The 19544-nt window shown below is 40.2% G+C and carries 19 protein-coding genes; 18 read left to right on the top strand and 1 reads right to left on the bottom strand.

What is annotated here, in order from left to right:
- Nucleotides 1-29: 29 nt before the first annotated feature.
- Both ACKP2L_RS03880 and ACKP2L_RS03885 read left to right on the top strand, forming a co-directional pair.
- Nucleotides 30-839 carry an NAD kinase gene (locus ACKP2L_RS03880; protein WP_439426045.1) on the top strand — a complete coding sequence of 270 codons (810 nt, stop codon included), beginning with the start codon at nucleotides 30-32 and terminating at the stop codon, nucleotides 837-839.
- On the top strand, nucleotides 839-1738 hold the full coding sequence (locus ACKP2L_RS03885) for an RluA family pseudouridine synthase (protein WP_439426199.1): 900 nt from the start codon (nucleotides 839-841) through the stop codon (nucleotides 1736-1738). Before ACKP2L_RS03880 ends, ACKP2L_RS03885 begins: the two co-directional genes overlap by 1 nt.
- A 5-nt stretch (nucleotides 1739-1743) precedes the next feature.
- Here ACKP2L_RS03885 and ACKP2L_RS03890 read toward each other — a convergent pair whose 3' ends face one another.
- Complete coding sequence (locus ACKP2L_RS03890; RefSeq protein WP_439426046.1) at nucleotides 1744-2760, bottom strand: lactonase family protein; 1017 nt, start codon at nucleotides 2758-2760, stop codon at nucleotides 1744-1746.
- Nucleotides 2761-2827: 67 nt separating this feature from the next.
- Between ACKP2L_RS03890 and ACKP2L_RS03895 the strand changes: the two genes are divergently transcribed.
- The 16 genes from ACKP2L_RS03895 (at nucleotide 2828) to ACKP2L_RS03970 (ending at nucleotide 19335) form a co-directional block, all read left to right on the top strand.
- Complete coding sequence (locus ACKP2L_RS03895; RefSeq protein WP_439426047.1) at nucleotides 2828-3970, top strand: AI-2E family transporter; 1143 nt, start codon at nucleotides 2828-2830, stop codon at nucleotides 3968-3970.
- A 2-nt stretch (nucleotides 3971-3972) separates the two neighbouring features.
- The gene (locus ACKP2L_RS03900; protein ID WP_439426048.1) at nucleotides 3973-4479 is read left to right on the top strand and encodes a tRNA (cytidine(34)-2'-O)-methyltransferase; all 507 of its coding nucleotides are present in this window, start codon (nucleotides 3973-3975) and stop codon (nucleotides 4477-4479) included.
- Nucleotides 4480-4529: 50 nt separating this feature from the next.
- Entirely contained in the window at nucleotides 4530-6938 is a 2409-nt protein-coding gene (locus ACKP2L_RS03905; protein ID WP_439426049.1) for a DNA translocase FtsK 4TM domain-containing protein, read from the top strand.
- Nucleotides 6939-6990: 52 nt separating this feature from the next.
- The gene (locus ACKP2L_RS03910; protein WP_439426050.1) at nucleotides 6991-7341 is read left to right on the top strand and encodes a hypothetical protein; all 351 of its coding nucleotides are present in this window, start codon (nucleotides 6991-6993) and stop codon (nucleotides 7339-7341) included.
- 106 nt (nucleotides 7342-7447) lie between these two features.
- Entirely contained in the window at nucleotides 7448-7879 is a 432-nt protein-coding gene (gene mraZ / locus ACKP2L_RS03915) for a division/cell wall cluster transcriptional repressor MraZ (RefSeq protein WP_439426051.1), read from the top strand.
- Nucleotides 7876-8823 (top strand): 16S rRNA (cytosine(1402)-N(4))-methyltransferase RsmH, encoded by a 948-nt coding sequence (gene rsmH / locus ACKP2L_RS03920; RefSeq protein ID WP_439426052.1) that lies wholly within the window; start codon nucleotides 7876-7878, stop codon nucleotides 8821-8823. Before mraZ ends, rsmH begins: the two co-directional genes overlap by 4 nt.
- On the top strand, nucleotides 8823-9200 hold the full coding sequence (locus tag ACKP2L_RS03925; protein WP_439426053.1) for a cell division protein FtsL: 378 nt from the start codon (nucleotides 8823-8825) through the stop codon (nucleotides 9198-9200). Before rsmH ends, ACKP2L_RS03925 begins: the two co-directional genes overlap by 1 nt.
- 4 nt (nucleotides 9201-9204) lie before the next feature.
- Entirely contained in the window at nucleotides 9205-11355 is a 2151-nt protein-coding gene (locus ACKP2L_RS03930; RefSeq protein ID WP_439426054.1) for a penicillin-binding transpeptidase domain-containing protein, read from the top strand.
- Complete coding sequence (locus ACKP2L_RS03935) at nucleotides 11352-12329, top strand: phospho-N-acetylmuramoyl-pentapeptide-transferase (RefSeq protein WP_439426055.1); 978 nt, start codon at nucleotides 11352-11354, stop codon at nucleotides 12327-12329. The genes ACKP2L_RS03930 and ACKP2L_RS03935 overlap by 4 nt, the downstream gene beginning before the upstream one ends.
- Entirely contained in the window at nucleotides 12317-13639 is a 1323-nt protein-coding gene (gene murD / locus ACKP2L_RS03940; protein WP_439426056.1) for a UDP-N-acetylmuramoyl-L-alanine--D-glutamate ligase, read from the top strand. The genes ACKP2L_RS03935 and murD overlap by 13 nt, the downstream gene beginning before the upstream one ends.
- Nucleotides 13636-14760 (top strand): undecaprenyldiphospho-muramoylpentapeptide beta-N-acetylglucosaminyltransferase, encoded by a 1125-nt coding sequence (gene murG / locus ACKP2L_RS03945; protein ID WP_439426057.1) that lies wholly within the window; start codon nucleotides 13636-13638, stop codon nucleotides 14758-14760. The genes murD and murG overlap by 4 nt, the downstream gene beginning before the upstream one ends.
- Nucleotides 14732-15586 carry a cell division protein FtsQ/DivIB gene (locus ACKP2L_RS03950; protein WP_439426058.1) on the top strand — a complete coding sequence of 285 codons (855 nt, stop codon included), beginning with the start codon at nucleotides 14732-14734 and terminating at the stop codon, nucleotides 15584-15586. Before murG ends, ACKP2L_RS03950 begins: the two co-directional genes overlap by 29 nt.
- Before the next feature lie 100 nt (nucleotides 15587-15686).
- On the top strand, nucleotides 15687-17015 hold the full coding sequence (ftsA, locus tag ACKP2L_RS03955; RefSeq protein WP_439426200.1) for a cell division protein FtsA: 1329 nt from the start codon (nucleotides 15687-15689) through the stop codon (nucleotides 17013-17015).
- 11 nt (nucleotides 17016-17026) lie between these two features.
- Nucleotides 17027-18463: a cell division protein FtsZ gene (gene ftsZ, locus ACKP2L_RS03960; RefSeq protein WP_439426059.1), complete on the top strand. Its 1437-nt coding sequence runs from the start codon at nucleotides 17027-17029 to the stop codon at nucleotides 18461-18463.
- 19 nt (nucleotides 18464-18482) lie between these two features.
- Nucleotides 18483-19046, top strand: coding sequence for a cell division protein SepF (locus ACKP2L_RS03965; protein WP_439426060.1), 564 nt, complete (start codon nucleotides 18483-18485; stop codon nucleotides 19044-19046).
- Nucleotides 19033-19335, top strand: a complete 303-nt coding sequence (locus tag ACKP2L_RS03970) for a YggT family protein (RefSeq protein ID WP_439426061.1) — start codon at nucleotides 19033-19035, stop codon at nucleotides 19333-19335. Before ACKP2L_RS03965 ends, ACKP2L_RS03970 begins: the two co-directional genes overlap by 14 nt.
- Nucleotides 19336-19544 lie beyond the last annotated feature (209 nt).

The following is a 19544-nucleotide window of genomic DNA, read 5'->3' on the forward strand; positions in this document are numbered from 1 at the left end:
GCGTCTTTTGTTGGGATAGAATGGAGACTATGAAGATTTGCCTTTTTCCTAATGACCAGCCGCAATCATTGGCGGTTGCTAAGGAACTGAAAAAGAAATTAATATCTGCTAAAGACGACGGCATCCAATTAACTGATTGCCGACCTGATCTGGTCGTTTCGATCGGCGGCGACGGTACTTTTTTGTCGGCGGTTCAACAATTCTCAAATCAATTGTCGACAGTGCGTTTTGTCGGTGTCCATACTGGACATTTAGGTTTTTATTCGGATTGGCTGGTTCGTGAATTAGATGGTCTGGTCGATTGTATAAAAAAAGATCACGGGCAAACGATCAGCTATCCTTTGATGAATGGCCATGTTACTTACCTCGATGGCCAAGAGGTCGATATTTTGGCCGTGAATGAAATAATTTTGAATCGTATCAATGGTTCTTTAGCTGTGGATGTCATTATAAATGATCAATTTTTTGAACGCTTCCGCGGTGATGGTCTGGCTATATCAACGCCTGCCGGCTCATCTGGATATAATAAGTCGCTTGGTGGAGCTCTGATCGATCCAGCCTTATCATCTTTGCAAATGACCGAAATTGCTTCGATCAACAATCGAGTATATCGAACGATCAGTTCTCCGATAATCGTTTCGCCAAGCAGTACGATAAAAATAATCCCCGAAATCGGTAATTCTCAAATAAATTATGACAGTTATCGTTTGCCGAATTCTGATTTCAGCGAGTTAACTTTGCAAATATGCGACCAGCCTTTAAGAATGGCTAATTATCGTCACATCAGCTTTTGGCAGCGTGTTAAAAAATCATTTATCGGGGATGGTATCGACTTATGATCGATTTTTCTTGGCGTTCTTCGCTTGATCATGATGAAAAAGTTAGAAGCTTTTTAAAGTCGCAGGGGGTTTCCCATCGAATGTTTTCTCAAATAAAACATTTTGGCGGCCGTATCACTGTTGATCAAAAGGAAGTTTTTACTAGCGATTATGTCAGACCCGGACAGCTGGTAACTATTTTTATGCCTGACGAAAAAGAAAATTCTGATTTGACAGCTGATTTCGATGATCCGCTTGAAATTGTTTTTGAAAATAGAGACTTTTTAGTCGTTAATAAACCTGCGTTTGTAACCACTGTGCCTGGGCATGCGGATCGGACAACTACCTTGGTCAACATGGTCAAAGCTCATTTGATCACAGAAAATGCCGGTAGTTTGGTTCCTCATGTCGTTACGCGTTTGGATCGGGATACAAGCGGCCTTGTTTTGCTGGCAAAACATAAATTCGCCCATTCTTTATTAAACGATGCTCTGATGAACCATCACGATATCGAAAAATACTATACAGCCTTTGCTTCCGGTCAATTTGAAGAAGATCATGGCATCATCGATCAGCCGATCGGACGAGTTGACGATGATTTTATTCGTCGTCAAGTCAGACCAGACGGTAAAAGATCGGTTACTGAATATTGGGTCGAAAAACGTTTTGCTTCTTTTACCCAATTAAAAGTTCAGCTGCACACTGGCCGTACTCATCAGATCCGTGTTCATTTATCTTGGTTCGGACACCCTCTAGTCGGAGATGATCTTTATGGCGGGCCTCGATCAGAAGCGATCGGTCGTCAAGCGCTTAATGCCAGTCAGCTTGTTTTTTTTGATCCTTTTGCAAATAAAAACCGGCATTTTAATGTCGGTCTTCCTAAAGATATGCTTGATCTTTCTAATTTAATAAATTCTTGATCGATCTATTTTTCGAAATAAACTCGAACCGCTTCTGGAACAAAGAAATCTTTTTGGACCAAAGCTAATTTTCCTGAATTTTGGTCGATCGAATAAGTAGAAGCATTATTGGTATTTTGATTTACAACTACCAAATATTTTCCGTCTGGACTGATGTTGAAGTCTCTTGGAAAATCGCCTTCCGTTGATATTTGCTGGATCAATTCAACAGAACTGCCATCGTCAGATTTTTTGAAGACAGCGATCGAATTATAGCCTCGATTAGAGTTGTAAATAAAACGGTAATCTTTTGAAAAACGGATCGCTGCAGCACCGTTGTGTTTGTCCCAGTCGGCGGGAATCGTTGATTGAGTAGAGATCAGTTTGAATTCGCCGTCTTGATATGACAAAACTGAAAGCTTTGATGATAGTTCGCCGAGCAGGTAGGCATGTTTACCATCTTTATCAAATCTTATATGACGCGGGCCAAAACCTTTTTCGGTCTCAAATATTTTTTTATCACTCAGCTTACCGTCTTGATCAACTTTAAAAGTAAACACTTGATCGCTTCCTAGATCAACCGTAACTATTCTGTCATCTGGGGTTAGGGCTGAGTAGTGCAGGTGGGAAGAATCTTGTTCTGGACGCGGACCGTTTCCGGTGTTTTTAAAAGAATCCGCCAGTTTGATCTTAGCTCCGTTTATTTTGAAAACTTCTAATAATCCTTTATGATAATTGGCAGTGTAGACAAGCTGTCTTTTTTCATCAACAAAGACATAAGCAGGAGAGGCACCTTCTTCGATGTGTTCATCGGTTTTTTCGTAAGGATCCTTTGACATATCCCATACCGAAAGACCGCCCTGTCCATCTCTTTTATCAACAGCGTACAGAAAACCGGCTTCTGATACGGCGAAATAAGTTGGTGATCCGATCTCGGCAACGTTTTTGAGATCTGCTAATTTTCCTTGGTCAGACAAAGATGCCTGATAGATTCCTTTTGAATCAGCTTTAGTGTAAGTTCCAAATAAAAGTTTGTAGCTCATTTTAATTCCTTTCTAAAATAAAAATGCTTACACAATCAATTATCATTCATGTTAGAGTAAAAGAACAATGGAAAATAAAAATAAAGAGCCAAAAGTTAAAATCAGTTGGTTCCAACGCTGGGTAGTCAATAACAGATTGGTATCTGTTTTAGCTGTCGTTGTATTATTTTTAACAGCTGTTTACTTGCTTCATTTGACAAAATTTATTTTTAAACCTTTGAATGCCTTGTTCGCAGCAGTTGGGGCTCCTGTTATCACGGCCGGTATTTTTTACTATTTGCTTGAGCCGATCGTTAGGTGGCTGCATAAAAAAACGAAATTATCGAATGGCCTGATAATTTTACTTATTTTTTTAATAGCCCTCTTGTTATTGATTCTGATATCAATTTTCGTCGGACCGATGATTCGTGATAATTTGATAAATTTTTTCCAGCATTGGCCTGAGTATTATCGTGCTCTGACAAGACAGCTGAACAAGATCTTCAGTTATCCGGCCTTGATACCGGTCAGAAATTGGGTCTTAAGTACTAATAATGATCTGAACCAGCAGGTGATCGAATGGTCGAGGAGTTATTTAAGCAATGGTATTCAAGGAGTTAGCCGATTTACTCACGCAGTTTTGATGTTCTTTATAACCCTGATCACTTTTCCTTTTATTTTGTACTATATGCTCAAAGAAGGTTATAAATTTCCCGATTATGTATCCCAATTTTTCCCTCAGCGCCTGCGTTTGAGCCTGAAAAATCTTTTAGACGATATCAACAAACAGATATCTGATTATTTAAGGGGGCAGATCTTAACTTCTATCGCTGTTTCGATCATGTTTATGATCGGTTTTTCAATCATCGGCCTGCCTTATGGTATTTGGATCGGTTTGATCGCCGGTCCTTTGAATTTGATCCCATATTTAGGTTCCTTTTTGGCGATGGTACCGGCCATTATCGTTGGTATAATTTACGGGTATCACCTTGTTTTGGCATCTTTGGTCGTATTTTTGATCGAGCAGACCTTAGAGTCAAGACTCATTCACCCAAAGATCATGGGTGCTTCGATGCATATTCATCCGGTCACCGTTTTGATCATTTTGCTTGCGGCCGGTGAGATGTTCGGCTTGCTGGGTGTCGCCTTTGGTATTCCAGCTTATGCAGTGATCAAAGTCATAATCGGCCGGATATATAAATGGTGGAGAGAGGAATCTAATTTATTTTAATCATGAATCATATCGTACTTTTTGAACCTTCTATGCCGGCTAATACTGGCAATATTGCCCGCACAGCAACGGCGATCAACGCGAAACTTCATTTGATAAGACCTTTGGGTTTTGATCTAGATGATAAAAAGGTCATTCGAGCCGGGCTTGATTATTGGCCGCACGTTGATTTAACTGTTCATAATAGTTTGCCTGATTTTTTAAAAACGATCGGAGATGGAGAATTATTTTTAGTTTCTAAATACTCTAAAAAGGATTACGATCAGGTTGATTTTTCCGATCCAAATAAGGAGAGATTCTTTTTATTCGGCAATGAAGCTTTCGGTCTGCCAGAGACTTTTATGCGTAAAAATCCGGAAAAGGCGATCAGAATACCGCAAAATGATGAGCATGTGCGCTCTCTTAATTTAAGCAATTCAGTAGCGATCGTTCTTTATGAGGTTTTAAGACAACAAAATTTTCCAGATATGCAAAGAAGCCACCATTATTTGCAAGACAAGTTAAAGTAATATTTAAGGCAGTGGAAAGCAGCTGCTTTTTTTTATAGACTTATCTAGTAATGGCTACAAAAAGCAGAAGAAAAACAACAAGACGCAAAACAACAAAAAAAAGAAATTATTCCAAAAAAAGACAGCAGAATTTTGATTATAAAATCATTACCGGTTTGATAGCCGAGATCTTCCTAGCTATCGGTGCTTTTCGACTTGGTCTGGTCGGTAATTTTCTTGCTGATATATACAAATATGTCTTTGGCGATTATTTTGTTATTTTTATTTTATTAATAGCTGTTTTTTTAGGTTATTGGCTGCTTTATCAGCAAAAACCAAAGATAGCACCGCGTTTTTACTGGGCTTTCTTTTTGTTTGCGATCCCATTTTTGGCAATAAGTTCATTGCTTTTTCGTCACAGTTTTTCCGACGATAATGATTTGATCGGTCGCATATGGGAAATTGTTTGGCGTGATATCAGAAGCGGACAATCACAATCGACCGTTGGCGGGGGATTGATCGGTATGTCGATATATCTCGGCCTTTGCCGGCTTATTTCTGATGTTGGTGTTTGGATCACAGCGATTTTTTCTGTCCTTTTCGGTATATTTAGATTGATAAATCGATCTTTTTTGCGATCAGCCTCTAAAGCGGCAAAAATAGGGCGTGCAAAGATCAATGACATCCAGCTTTCTCGTGAAAATGGTTCGCATTTTGAATCTAATTTCTTTAGCAAATACTTCGAGGACCCTGATCAGGTAGAAAAAAAATCGTCTAGTGATAACGACCGACCAGCAGCAGCTGATAAAAATGAGATGCCTAAAGAAGATGTTAAACCTCAAATACGCTGGAATCATAATGAGAATAACAGTGATTTGACATCGGCTGGCGAACCATCAACACAGCAGACCACTTTTAATAAACCGGCTCCAGCCTCTGCTCCTGATGATTTTGACCAAATGGAAGAGGAAAATAGCAAAGATCCTAGTAAGGATCAAATAGTTGATTCTATTGAGACCCAGGATGATCCTAATTACGAGATTCCACCGACTTCGATTCTTTCGCAGGTCAAGATGGTCGATCAGACTGGTGAATATAAGCAGTTAACGAGAAAATCACAAATAGTACGCGATACCTTAAAATCTTTTAACATTGATACCGATGTCAGTTCTGTCAGCTTAGGGCCTACAGTTACTCAATATGAACTAAAACCGGCACGCGGGGTTAAAGTATCAACGATCGCAAATCGAGCTGACGACCTTGCTTTAGCGTTATCAGCCAAGTCGATCAGGATCGAAGCGCCGATCCCCGGGAAACCTTTTGTCGGCGTCGAGGTTCCTAATGAGGTCCAGGCGACCGTTGGATTTTCTGATGTAATAGAAAACTCAAAATTTAATTCTAAGCACCCGCTTACAGTTCCTTTGGGACGAGATGTTAATAATGAAGTTATTTCAGCTGATCTGGCTTCAATGCCGCATTTGCTGATCGCCGGTTCGACTGGATCCGGAAAATCAGTCGCTATCAACGGTATCATCAGTTCGCTTTTGATGAGATTAAAACCTAATCAAGTTAAATTGATGATGGTCGATCCTAAAAGAGTTGAATTATCAATGTACAATAATCTTCCTCATTTATTAGCTCCGGTAATATCTGAGCCGAGAAAAGCAGCCCGCGGTCTGCAAAAAGCCGTTAAAGAGATGGAACGTCGCTATGAACTTTTCGCTGATCATGGTGTGAGAAATATCGACGGCTGGAACAAAAAAGTTGATCAGTATAATTCAGCTAAGGGCAAAGCAATGCCGAGACTTCCCTATATCGTGATCATCGTTGATGAGCTTGCCGATTTAATGATGACCGCTAAAGGGGACGTAGAAAATTCGATCGTGAGGATCGCTCAAATGGGTCGAGCCGCCGGAGTACATTTGATTTTGGCAACGCAGAGGCCGTCGGTAGATGTCATTACCGGTTTGATAAAAGCCAATGTTCCTTCCAGAATAGCTTTTGCTGTCTCTTCCGGAATAGACAGCCGTACGATCTTGGACCAAAATGGTGCCGAAAAATTGCTCGGAAAAGGCGACATGCTTTTTGCTCCGGTCGGCAAAGAGCCAATGCGTATTCAAGGAGCCTTTATTTCTGATCGTGATGTTGAATCGATCACCGACTTTATCAGATCTGAATCACAGGCCCAATACGCCGCAAGTATGCTTGTTGACGGCAATGATAGCGATGATGATCAGGATTCCTCTGATTCTCAGGGCCAGCCGCTGGATGAACTGTTCCAGGATGCTTCTGATTTTGTTATTTCGCAAAAAAAGGCCTCGACCAGTATGCTTCAGCGCAGATTCCGAATCGGTTACAATAGAGCCGCTAGAATAATTGACGAATTGGAGGCTGCTGGAATAGTGGGTCCTCAGGACGGCAGCCGCCCGCGTGAAGTTTTGGGAAAACCAAATCAGAAAACTCAAGAAAATGATTCATAAAAAACGATTGGAAACTATTTTTTTAATAAAAATAAAGGTATCCTAAAAAAGTATGTTTTTATTTACTTTGATTTTTTGGTGTCTTTCATTGTTATCGTGGATTGTCCTGGAAATCTTTTTCCGACAGTATCGTATCAGTGACATACCTTTTTGGGATTGGCTGATACCGGCTGATTATTTTTTGGTTTTGGTCCTGTTGGATAATTATTTTCCTTATAACTTTCAGTATTTGCTGCTGACTTTTTGGCTGATCATTTTCTTTCTTTATGCCTGTTGGCTGATCGTTAGATCGGATGACCAGCATTCTTTAAAAAAATTTTGGTTCATATTCACCAATTTGAGCGGTGCTCTGCTCCTGCTGGAATTGATATTCGTTTTAGTCATTAAAATAACTTTCCTATGAGACCGATCTTTGATCGGTTTTTATTTTTCTTAAGAAGTGGTATTTAAGTGGAAAAAAGTGGGGGCAAGTGGTAAATTTATATTTGAACTTGAAAGGAGGCCTGACTATGTTCATGGGAGAATACCAGCATGCTCTTGATGACAAGTCACGTTTGATAATTCCTGCAAAGTTCCGTAACCAGTTAGGCGACCAATTCATCGTTACGAGATGGATGGAACGCTCACTTTTTGCTTTTCCTAAAGATGAATGGCAGAAATTTGAAGAGAAACTTGCTAAATTGCCGATTGGAGCCAAAGACGCTCGGGCTTTTCGGCGCTTTGTCCTTGCTGGTGCGATGGAAACCTCTTTTGATAAACAAGGACGAATCGTTATTCCTGTTGTTTTGAAAAAGCATGCCCAATTAGTAAAGAATGTTGTTATTACCGGTTCTGGCAATGGTTTTGAAATTTGGAGCAAAGATAACTGGGAAGAATATACTGCTGGTACGGCTGAGAAGTTTGACCAAATAGCGGAAGGATTGACCGATTTCGATTTATGAATGATCAAGATTATGGACATATCACGGTTTTTCTTTCACAAGCCGTTGAAAATTTACAAGTTGAAAAGGATGGCATCTATGTTGATGCTACTTTAGGCGGCGGCGGTCATACTGATTTACTGTTAAAAAAAGCGGTCAATGGTCGAGTTGTGAGTTTTGATCAAGATCAAAGAGCGATCGATTTTAATCAAAAAAGATTTGCTGATCAAATTAAAAGTGGTCATTTAACTTTAGTCCACGATAATTTTAAGAATTTAAAAGATCGGTTAACGGATATCGGTATTGAAAAGATAAATGGTGTCGTTTTTGATCTAGGCGTCAGCTCTCCTCAATTCGACGATAGTCAGCGGGGTTTCAGCTATCGTTCTGATTCGCGTTTAGATATGAGAATGGATCAATCTCAGGATCTTGATGCCTATAAGATCATAAATACTTGGCAAGAGGCTGATTTAAAAAGAATCCTGCACAAATACGGTGAAGAAAAGTTTGCCGCTAAAATCGTTAGATCGATAATAACGGCAAGGCAAAAAGAAGCAATAAAAACTACTGGGCAATTGGTGGATATCATTAAAGAAAGTTTGCCTGACCGAGTTTTGAGCAAAAAAGGCCACCCGGCAAAAAAAACATTTCAAGCAATTCGCATAGCCGTCAACGATGAGCTCAATGTTCTAGAAAGCGCTTTAAAACAATCGACAGAAATGCTGGATCATCATGGCAGGATCTCTGTTATAACCTTTCAGTCTCTAGAAGATCGGATCGTAAAAAAATTTTTTAAAAAAATGTCAGAAAAAGACCAGCTTCCGGCAAAATTACCTGTCACAGCTGACAAGATCAGTGAAGAATTCGTACTAGTGAATCGGCATCCGATCGTTCCAAGCCAAGAAGAAATCAAAAAAAATCATCGTGCCCATAGTGCTAAATTACGGGTTTTGGAGAGAAGATAATGGCACAAAATGCAGTTTCAACTACATATAGAAAAAAGATCAACAGCAAAACGACTGTTTTACCGAAAAAAAAGAGTAAAACTGCTGTTCGCTATAAGCGGGCTGCTTGGTCGCTTCAAGATTTTACTTTTGCATTTATCGTTGCCATTGTTGTTGGAGCCGTAATGTTTTTCAGTTTGCTTATTTCTAACCGAACTTCTTCTATAGATGATCAATTACAATCAAAAAATAAACAGATTCAAAGTATAACTAACGATAATGAAAAAACCCGAGAAAAAATAAATCAATTGACAAGCATAACTGCGCTACAATCTTTTGCTGCAAAAAATAATATGCAAATGAACTCTGGAAATATCCAAAACATAAAAAATAAGTAAAGCAGTGGATCCAAAGAAAAAACAAAAGAATAAAAAAGAGGCGATTCGTTTCAGCCAAATTTCCGGTATGATGCTATTTACGACCATCTTGATCGTATTAGTGATTTTAGCCTTTCATTTCGTTCAATTTTCTACGAGTAAAACGATAAAGGGACGGCATTTGACAGAAAATGATTTTCGCCATTTTTTATCTCAACAGACCACACAAGCCCAGCGCGGGAACATTTATGATTCTTCAGGACATTTATTGGCCGGCAACAGTTCTACATATAATCTCTATGCTGTCGTCAGTAAAAGTTATAAGGATGGCAGCAAGCCGCTGTATGTCGTTGATAAGAGAAAAACTGCGCACGTTTTAGCTGGTATCATAAACTTGCCGGAAAATGATATATATCAGCGGCTTAACGCTAAGAAGGGCACTTTTCAAGTTGAATTCGGATCAGCCGGCAACAATCTAACGATCGATCAACATGATAAAATCGTCAAAGCTGATCTTCCTGGCCTTAATTTTACGGTAAATCCTGCTAGATCCTATCCTAATGGTGTATTTGCTTCACATATTATCGGTTTGACGGCAAATGATAACTCCAAAAATGGTACTCCCCGGCTCAAGGGCATCATGGGACTTGAAAAATCCTTAAATCGATACTTAACAGGACGGCAAGGATTCAGAGTTGGCCAGCAAACGGCTAACGGGGTGCCTTTGACAACTTTTAATCATCGCACCGCTAAAAACGGTGATAATGTCTATTTGACTTTGAATTACAATCTTCAATTACAAATGGAACAATTGATGTCTAATATTTACGACAAGACCGACCCGCAGGCGATGACTGCAATTTTGGCCGATGCTAAGACCGGAGCCGTCTTGGCTGCAAGTCAGAGGCCTTCTTTTAATAGTTCAACTAAATCCGGTTTGAATAAAATGTGGGATGACCTGCTTGTACAAGATCCAGTAGAACCAGGTTCGACGATGAAAGTATTCACATTATCAGCGGCGATCGACAGCGGTCATTGGAATCCGGAAAATGTCTTTCAATCTGGAGTTTTAAATATTGGCAGTCAAAAAGTTTTTGATTTTGAAAGAAATATGGGTGTTATTTCCTACAGAGAAGGTTTTGCCCGTTCTTCTAACGTCGCATTCGCTAAAACAGAACAAAATATGGGCGCTGATACTTGGCGTGATTATATTAATCGTTTTCAATTCTTAAAGGCGACAAACACGATGCTTCCTAATGAAGAAGGAGGATCGATGGTTTTTACCGAACCGATCGAACAAGCCAATACGGCCTTTGGACAGGGTATCAGGATAACTCCGATGCAGATAGTTCAAGCACTAACAGCTGTTGCAAATAATGGAAGAATGATCAGACCGTATATAGTCGAAAAAATCAAGGATCCGACCAGTAAAAAAAATGTTTATCAAAATCGACCGGTCATATCCGCTCCGGTGGTAAGTCCTAAAACGGCTGCACAAGTCAGAAAAGACATGATCGATGTCGTTAATCTTCCCGATGGAACTGCACGAACTTACTCTTTAGCTAAACAAGGATATCAGATAGCTGCTAAAACCGGTACGGCACAGATAGCTGTCGATGGAAAATACACTAATAACTACTCTTCATCGACTCATTCTGTTGAAGCCCTCGTTCCAGCTGATAATCCGAGATTTATCTTTTACATGTATATTCGTCAGCCGCGAAGTTTTATTGGCGGATTCGCTGATTCAACGATCAATACTTTATTTCATCCTTTGATCATATCTGCGCTGAACAATGTAAAATCACAGCCCGCCGCTTCTGACAGTGCAAAAAAAATTCCTGATTTCTATGGTAAAAGTTATACTCAGGCTCAGCAATTGGCAGAAGATAACGGATTACAGATGATTTTTGTTGGAAGCCGTCGAGCTAAAGTTTCTTTTCAATCGATCGGAGCAGGCAGTTTAGTAATCGTAGATCAAAAGATTTTTTTGAAATCTGATGATTCGATCGATATGCCCGATATGAAGGGGTGGACTTTGTCAGACGTTTCATCTTTTGCCAAGATCGCCGGCTTGAGTTTAACTTATCATGGTGCCGGAACAGTTTACAAGCAATCGATTCCGGTTGATACTAGTTTAGAAAAGGGAAATAATTTGGAGGTTTATTTGGAATGATATTTTTAGGACTGGCAGCACTGATATTAGCTTTTGTATTGGCATTTCTATCGTTGCCGATTTTGATAAATTATTTAAGGACACGTGGGGAAGTCGGAGTTGAAAGAAGCGGTAAGCATGGATTTGGGGTCGATACTTCTTTTAAAAACGGAACGCCGTCGATGGGAGGCATTTCGTTTGTCATATCGTCAGCGATATCTTCTTTTTTGGTTCTCTTGTTTACTAATAATCTGAATTTGACTTTTCTTTTGATTATCGCAGCTTTATTTTCATTTGGTTTGATCGGTCTGATCGATGATATTTTGAAAGTTATTTATCATCGCGATGACGGTTTTCGTTTTATTCCCAAACTTATAGCACAGATCATCGCTGGTTTGGTTTCGACGGTCATCTTCTTTTCTTCTGGCCTGAATGATCAATTAACGTTTTCTTTTTTGAAGGTTATTCCGGGCTTTTTGATCATCCAATTTATTTTTTATTTGATTTGGTTTGTAGGCTGGAGCAATGCCGCTAACTTCGTCGACGGCATTGATGGTCTATTAGCCGGCATTTCTGTGATCATGTTTGCCGGTTTTGCTTATTTAGCATTTTCTTATCATAAAAATATCATTGGGCTTTTTGACTTGGCTTTGATCGGTTCGCTATTTGCCTATTTATTTTTCAACAAGCCGAAAGCTTCGGTCTTTATGGGCGATTGCGGAAGTATGGCTCTCGGAGCTGCAATGGCTGCTAATTCTCTTTTATTGGGCAATCCTTGGAGTTTGGTCTGGTTTGGTTTGATACCGTTTTTAGATACGATCTCAGTCATGATCCAAGTTACTGTTTATCATTTTTTTCATTTTCGTGTTTTTCCGGTTGCGCCATTGCAACATATTTTTCAGAAAAAAAATTGGCATGAATGGAATATCGATATTCTTTTCTGGCTTATTCAGCTTATAATTACCGTGATTGGAGTTTTTATATGGATGAAGTGAATTTTAAGGACAAAAAGGTATTGGTATACGGCTGGGCTCGTTCCGGCAAGGCCGTTTACCGCCTTTTAGAGAAATTAGGTGCCCAAGTTTATCTCTTCGCAGATCAAAAGCCTGACGGGTTGCCGGACGATGTTGATTTTATTTCTGAAAGAGAATTTGACGACAGTTTTGATTTTGTCGTCAAAAATCCTGGTATCAGATATGAAAAATCATTGCTTCAACATGCTTTAGAATTAAAGATCCCGATTTTGACCGAAGTCCAAGTAGCCCTTGATCAATATAAAGGGGAAGTCATTGGTATCACTGGTTCTAATGGAAAAACGACCACAACGACCTTGATCGGAAAAATGTTAAAGGCCGACAACGTTGATGTGGAAGTCGGCGGAAATATCGGCACTCCCGTCAGCGAATTGATCTTAAAAGCCAGCGATCCCAGTGTTTTTGTTTTGGAACTATCAAGCTTTCAATTGCTCGGTGCACAAAATATAAAACCAAAAATCGCTGTTGTGACAAATTTGTTTTCTTCTCATTTGGATTTTCACCATACACGCAAAAATTATCTCAGAGCTAAATTTTCGATCACACAGAATCAAGATGCCGATGATTATTTAGTTTTGAACGGTAATTCCGAGGACTGCCGCCGGTTTGCAGCTGAAAGCAAGGCTCAGAGCTACTTTTTCTCTGCAGATGACAAAAGTGTAAATAGTTATATCAATGATGGTTCGATCTATTTTGATGACGAAAAAATTATAGATCTTTCCGACATTGTCCTTGTCGGCAAACACAATTTGGAAAATATTCTGGCGGCAATAACTGCTGTTAAAATTTTTGGAATTTCTAATCGCGCTATAAAGGAAGTTTTGACGACCTTTACCGGACTTGAGCATCGTTTGGAGCCGGTTGGAAAGATCCAGGGCAGAACCGTTTATAACGACTCTAAGGCTACTGATATCGAAGCGACCGAAAGAGCACTCGCAAGTTTCGACCAGCCGACAGTGCTTATTGCCGGCGGCCTCGATCGCGGTGACGATCTCGATCGTTTGATCCCAAGCTTTAAAAACGTCACTGCATTGATAGCTTACGGGCAAACTAAAGAAAAACTCCATTCGGCAGCTCAGAAAGCCGGCGTAAAAAATATAGTTATTGATAATGATTTAAAGGAAGCGGTTTTTAGTGCTAAAAAAATCAGTCAGCCTAACGATATCGTTTTATTCAGCCCTGCAGCAGCAAGTTGGGATCAATTCGCTAATTTTGAGATCCGCGGCAGAGAATTTAAAAAATTTATCAGTGGAAAAGAAGGATGGCAATGAGAATAATCGTATCTGGCGGCGGCACTGGCGGACATATTTATCCGGGACTTGCTTTAATAGATTCTTTGCTCAAACACGAACCTGATTCTCAGATCCTTTATGTCGGTTCTTTTAGGGGCTTGGAGGGTTCTATCGTTCCTAAGACCGGCATTGAGTTCAAACAGCTGGCAGTTCAAGGTTTCTCTCGTTCTTTGTCTTTAAATAACTTTAAAACGATCAGCATGTTTCTAAAGGCTGTTAGGGCATCAAAAAAAATAATCGCTGAGTTCAAGCCTGATATCGTTTTAGGAACCGGCGGGTATGTCAGCGGTGCTGTTCTTTATGCTGCTCAGCGTTTGAAAATACCGACTGTCATCAATGAACAAAATTCTATTGCCGGAATGACCAATAAATTTTTAAGCCGCGGTGCTGACAAGATCGCGATCAGTTTTCCTCATGCAGCTGGTCAATTTCCCAAATCCAAAGTCGTGATGACCGGTAATCCTAGGGGTCAGCAGGTCGTTGAATCAAGCAAAGCGGCCACTTTTTCCTTAACCGAATTAAAACTTGATCCAAAAAAACCGACAGCTTTGATATTCGGCGGTTCCGGCGGCGCACTTAGAATCAACCAGGCCGTGATCGGTTTCGCTCATCGTTTCAGTAAAAACAAGGATCTGCAAGTTATTTTCGTTAGCGGAAAAAAATATTATCCAAGCGTAAAAAAAGAGTTTGATAAACTCGGCCGATTAGATAACGTTAGATTGCTGCCGTATTTAGATAATATGGATCAAGTCTTACCGAGGATCTCATTGCTGGTTTGCCGTTCGGGTGCTACCACGTTAGCAGAGATAACTTCTTTGGGAATCCCATCGATATTGATACCTTCGCCTAATGTCACAGCAAATCACCAAGAAAAGAATGCCCGTCAATTAGAGACAGTCGGCGCTTGCGAGGTGATCACTGAAGATCAGCTGTCTGCAGCAAAGCTTTACCATGATATGACTGAAATTTTGTCAGACGAAAGCAAATTAAATCAGATGGGGCAGGCCGCTAAAAAATTGGGTCATCCGGATGCAGCTGATCGTTTGTATGCTCTTTTGGTAGAAGTTATCGATGAACGGAAAAAATCAGACAAAAAATAATATCAATGCTGGAAAGACTGCGACCGGCCGGCGAAGGATCCTTAATTTTAAAAAAAAATATCGAACGGCGGAAAATAAAGCCGATCAAGGATTCTTTTTCGCAAAGATCGGCTTGATCTTCAGTGCGGTCCTTTTTTTGTTTTTTATAGTCCGACTCATTTATTTTTTTCATCCTATGCAGAAAATAACCAGTATCAAGGTTAATGCTTATCAAACTGATTATCATCAAATAATCGATCAAGCAGGTATAGCTGTCGGTCAGCCGTATGCAAGATGGGCCGGACAACAAAAAAGTTTTTCTTTTTCTTTTAGGAAAAATTATCAAGTTTCTTCGGTCGATCTTGATCTTGACCCTAAAAGCGGTAAAGCTTTCATAAAAGTTCATGAACGTGTTTTTGCAGGATTCGTTTTTTATAAAAACGCTTGGCACCGTTTGAATCGTGACAGCAATGTCGGCAATTATGTTTCTGTACCGGATGGACGAAGTCCAATATATACCGGCTTCAATCTGCATTCTGATTATTTTAAACAAACCGTGAAGAATTATTTTAAGCTGGGCCAGCTCTCAAGAAGTGCTGTCAGCCAGATCATTCTAGTTTCAAGCGGATCAAGAACAAAGGAAATAGCTATAGTCATGAATGATGGCAATTTGGTTTATACATCACCAGCCAGTATCGGTAAATTAGAACTTTATCCGCAAATGGCGGCAGTTATCAGACAGCGCAATTTAAATCGCGGCGTGATCGATCTTATTTCTGGAAATTTTGCCAGGCCTTTTAACGACCAGGACCAAAAAGTTTTGAATGATGCAGACAATAGAAGATAAAAAAAGGGGGAACAGGTGTTTGAAAATATAAGATGATTTTAAGCGTTAGTTTTTTGACTTTATTATCGTCTTAATGATTGATACATTGTTTTTGTTGAATATGAATAATGATGTGATCGTCGGCTTGGATGTCGGCTCTGATAAAATTAAATGTGTAGTTATTAAACGAACACCTAATCAACAGTACGGAATCGTCGCCGTTGGCGAATCTCCCAGTTCCGGAGTAAAACAAGGCCTTGTTGTTGATATCGACGCGGCAGCACAAGCTATCGACCAAGCTGTTTCGCAAGCCTCTGACAAGGCGAATTTTCGGATCGATCAAGTCAATCTTTCTCTTCCGGCTATTCAAACTTCAATGATCCATCTTCATGGGTCGGTTAATGTTGCTAGAAACGATAAAAGGATCACGGAAGATGATGTGATGAATGCTTATCGCCAAGCTATCTCGACTGCAAAACTCGATGTAAATTATGAAGTCGTAGATTTGTTGACTGATGAGTTTGTAATTGACGGTTTTGGTCAGGTTCCCAATCCGCTTGATATGGTCGGTGTCATGCTTGAAGTTAATGTTGAGGCTTTTGTTGGTTTTAAAACTGTTGTCGAAAATTTGCGGACCGCCGTACAAAGAGCTGGTTTACAAATTTCTGAAGTAGTTCTTTCGCCGATATCGCAAAGCGAATTGATTCTCAATCAGCAGCAGCAAGAAGATGGCGCGATAATCGTTGATTTAGGGGCTCATCAGACTACGGCAGCGATCGTTCAGAACCATCGGCTTAGATTCATAGCTGATATTGGTCAGGGAGGTTCTTACATAACTTCTGATATAAGAACGGTTTTAAAAGAAGCAGATCATATAAATATTTCTTTTGATCAAGCAGAACAGTTGAAAAGGGACTTCGGTTTCGCTGACCCGTTAAGATTGAACAGTGATAGAGTGATCGAATTCAATCAAGCTGGAACAGGCAATGTAAAAAAAGTGTCAGTCGTTTATTTGTCTCAGATAATCGGTGCTCGGCTGGAAGAGATTTCATCTGATATTTATGCTCATCTTAATCAGCTGCGCTCGATGTCTATCCCCAGAACGATGATCTTGACTGGCGGCGGAGCGGCGCTAGCCGGTATTGCTGATCTTTTTAAAAAAAGATTCAACAAGGAGGTTTCTCTCTTCGTTCCTCAAGAGATCGGTTTAAGACATCCCTCCTTTGTAAATGCTTTATCAGTCGCTGATTATGTTGCAAATCAATCGGTGACAGACTGGCTTTCAAAGCGTACACTTAGTTTGGCACTGGTTAGACCGAGTGCGAATTTTTCTAGGGATTCCGAACCAGATAATGGGCAGACAGAAGATACGAATATAGAAGGTTCATCTAAAAAAAAGAGAAGTTTTCTTGATAAAATAAAAGAATATTATTCTCGAATGTTTGAATAAGAGGTATACAAATGGTAGTTAGAAGAAAAGATTCAGAAAATCATACTAACGGCAATGTTACTGAACCAGCTCAAGCGGGTTACGGAGCCAATATCAAAGTTATCGGTGTTGGCGGCGGCGGTTCCAATGCTATAGATCGCATGATCGAAGAAGGCATCGAAGGTGTCCAATTTATCGTCGCAAATACCGATATGCAGGCATTGGCTGCTTCTAAATCACCTAATAAGCTTCAGCTTGGTCCCAAGCTTACCCGCGGCCTAGGTGCTGGTTCTACCCCTGAAGTCGGTGAAAAGGCCGGTGAAGAATCACAACAATCTATTCAAGAAGCTTTGCAGGGAGCTGACCTGGTATTTGTCACGGCTGGAATGGGCGGCGGAACCGGTAACGGTGCTGCACCTGTTATCGCCCGAATAGCACGCGAAGTAGGCGCTTTGACTGTTGGTGTCGTTACAAGACCCTTTAATTTTGAAGGACCTAAAAGAGCCCGTTTTGCTGCCGAAGGAATAGCTAAATTAAAAGAGAACGTTGATACATTGGTCGTTGTATCTAATAACCGCTTGTTAGAGATCATGGATCGTAAAGCATCTTTGGCGGATTCTTTCCGTGCAGCTGATAATACACTGCTCCAAGGCGTTCGCGGTATTTCTGATTTGATCACAAAACCAGGTATCATCAATCTTGATTTTGCTGATGTTAAAACGATCATGACCAATGGCGGTATGGCATTGATGGGTATCGGCTCTGCAACCGGCGAAAATCGTGCTGCTGAAGCTACTAAGGCTGCTATTGCTTCTCCGCTTCTTGAAGTTGATCTGCAGGGTGCTTCTGACGTTATTTTGAGTGTTACCGGCTCTGCCGACATGTCTCTTTACGAAGCACAAACAGCTGCTGATGTTGTGACCAAGGCTGCCGGTCAAGACGTTAACATCGTCTTTGGTACTTCAGTTGACGACAAGCTTGAAGATCAGGTCAGAGTAACTGTCGTTGCTACTCACATAAATCAAAATACCGGCGAACCAGCCGGTCCAAGCGATGACGTCTTTACAGTTGATTCATCGGCAAGCGATTCACAGGCAGGCACTCAAACCGGTACCGCTGATGGTAATCGCCGCTCTTCTGTATTTGACGATATTCCTAATGTTACAGTCGACCCGATAACAGGAAATAATCGTGTCGTTCCTAACGAAAACAATAATAATCAAAATCAATCAGCTCCTGCTAATAACGATAGTAGAAGAAGCTCAGGTAATTTATTTGAAGACTGGCAGTTGAACACTGTTGATCGCAACAATAACCAGCAGGCTAATTCTCAAGCTGATTCATCGAATCAAAATTCTGGTCAACGATATAATGGCCAAAATTCTCAAAGCAGGCCTTTCAATCAATCTAATGACTCAGACAGCGACGATGATTCGTCAAGCCGTCCGTCATTTTTCAAGCGTCATTAATTAAGATTTAGGAGTAGATATGGCATTTTCATTCAAAAACTTTTTCGGTGGATCAGACGATGATGAAGAAGAGTACGAAGACGACGGTTATCAAGGGGCACAGAGCGCCGGCACGACCGGAGAGGCTGGGCAGGCTTCTTTGAATCAGAATCAAAGCAGTAATTATTCACAAAATTTACATGGTTATCAAAACCAAAACCAACAGTCTTATGGTTATTCGACTAACAGCCAGAATAATAATTATCGCCAGCAGTCAAGAATGTCAGCAGTGAATTCTTCAGCTCAAACCAATAATTCTGTTAAAATCGATAGTCATATTGCTCTTTTTGTTCCAAAAGTATTTTCTGATGCAAAAACGATCGTTAATCAACTATTATTGCACGAGGCAGTAATAGTCAACTTTTCCGCTATTGATAGTACTCAGTCTTCAAAAATAGTCGATTTTGTCGCAGGAGCGATATATGCTGTTGAAGGTTCGATCGAAAAGATATCTGATGATATTTGGTTGATAGCCCCTAATAATTACGCCGTTTCCGGCTCAGGTTCAGCTGCAGGCTCAATGGGTCAAAATGCTCGCTTTTAATTTATCTACATTATTTTTATACCTTTATTTATTAGTTCACTGGATAATAATTTTTTATTCTTGGATCATATTTTTAGCTGCTGCTTTAAGCTTTTTTCCAGGAATCGTCAATACAGCCTTTGCTAAAATTGCCTATTGGATCTTTCGACTTGCCCGACCGGTCTTTTCTTTTTTTCAGCGATTTATTCCACCGATCGCAGGTATCGATTTTTCGCCATTAGTCGCTTTGTTGGTTTTGAATTTGATCGATCGCGGTTTTTACAATGTTATCATGAGACTTTTTTATTAAAGTAATTCAAAAAGCTATACTATTTCTATTTTTTTTGTATAATGTTTTTTATACCGATACTATTTCGGACCAGAAAGCCTTGGCAATAAATGCTCAGCGAGTCGGGTTGGTGTAAGCCGATGATCAATGTTGCTTTCGCAGATCAGCCGATATTGTATTAAGTTAATAAAGAGGTACGCTTTTGGCGTATAAATTTTGGGTGGTACCGC

It is taken from the genome of Oenococcus alcoholitolerans (genome assembly GCF_051852995.1).
Taxonomy (GTDB): Bacteria; Bacillota; Bacilli; order Lactobacillales; family Lactobacillaceae; genus Oenococcus; species Oenococcus alcoholitolerans.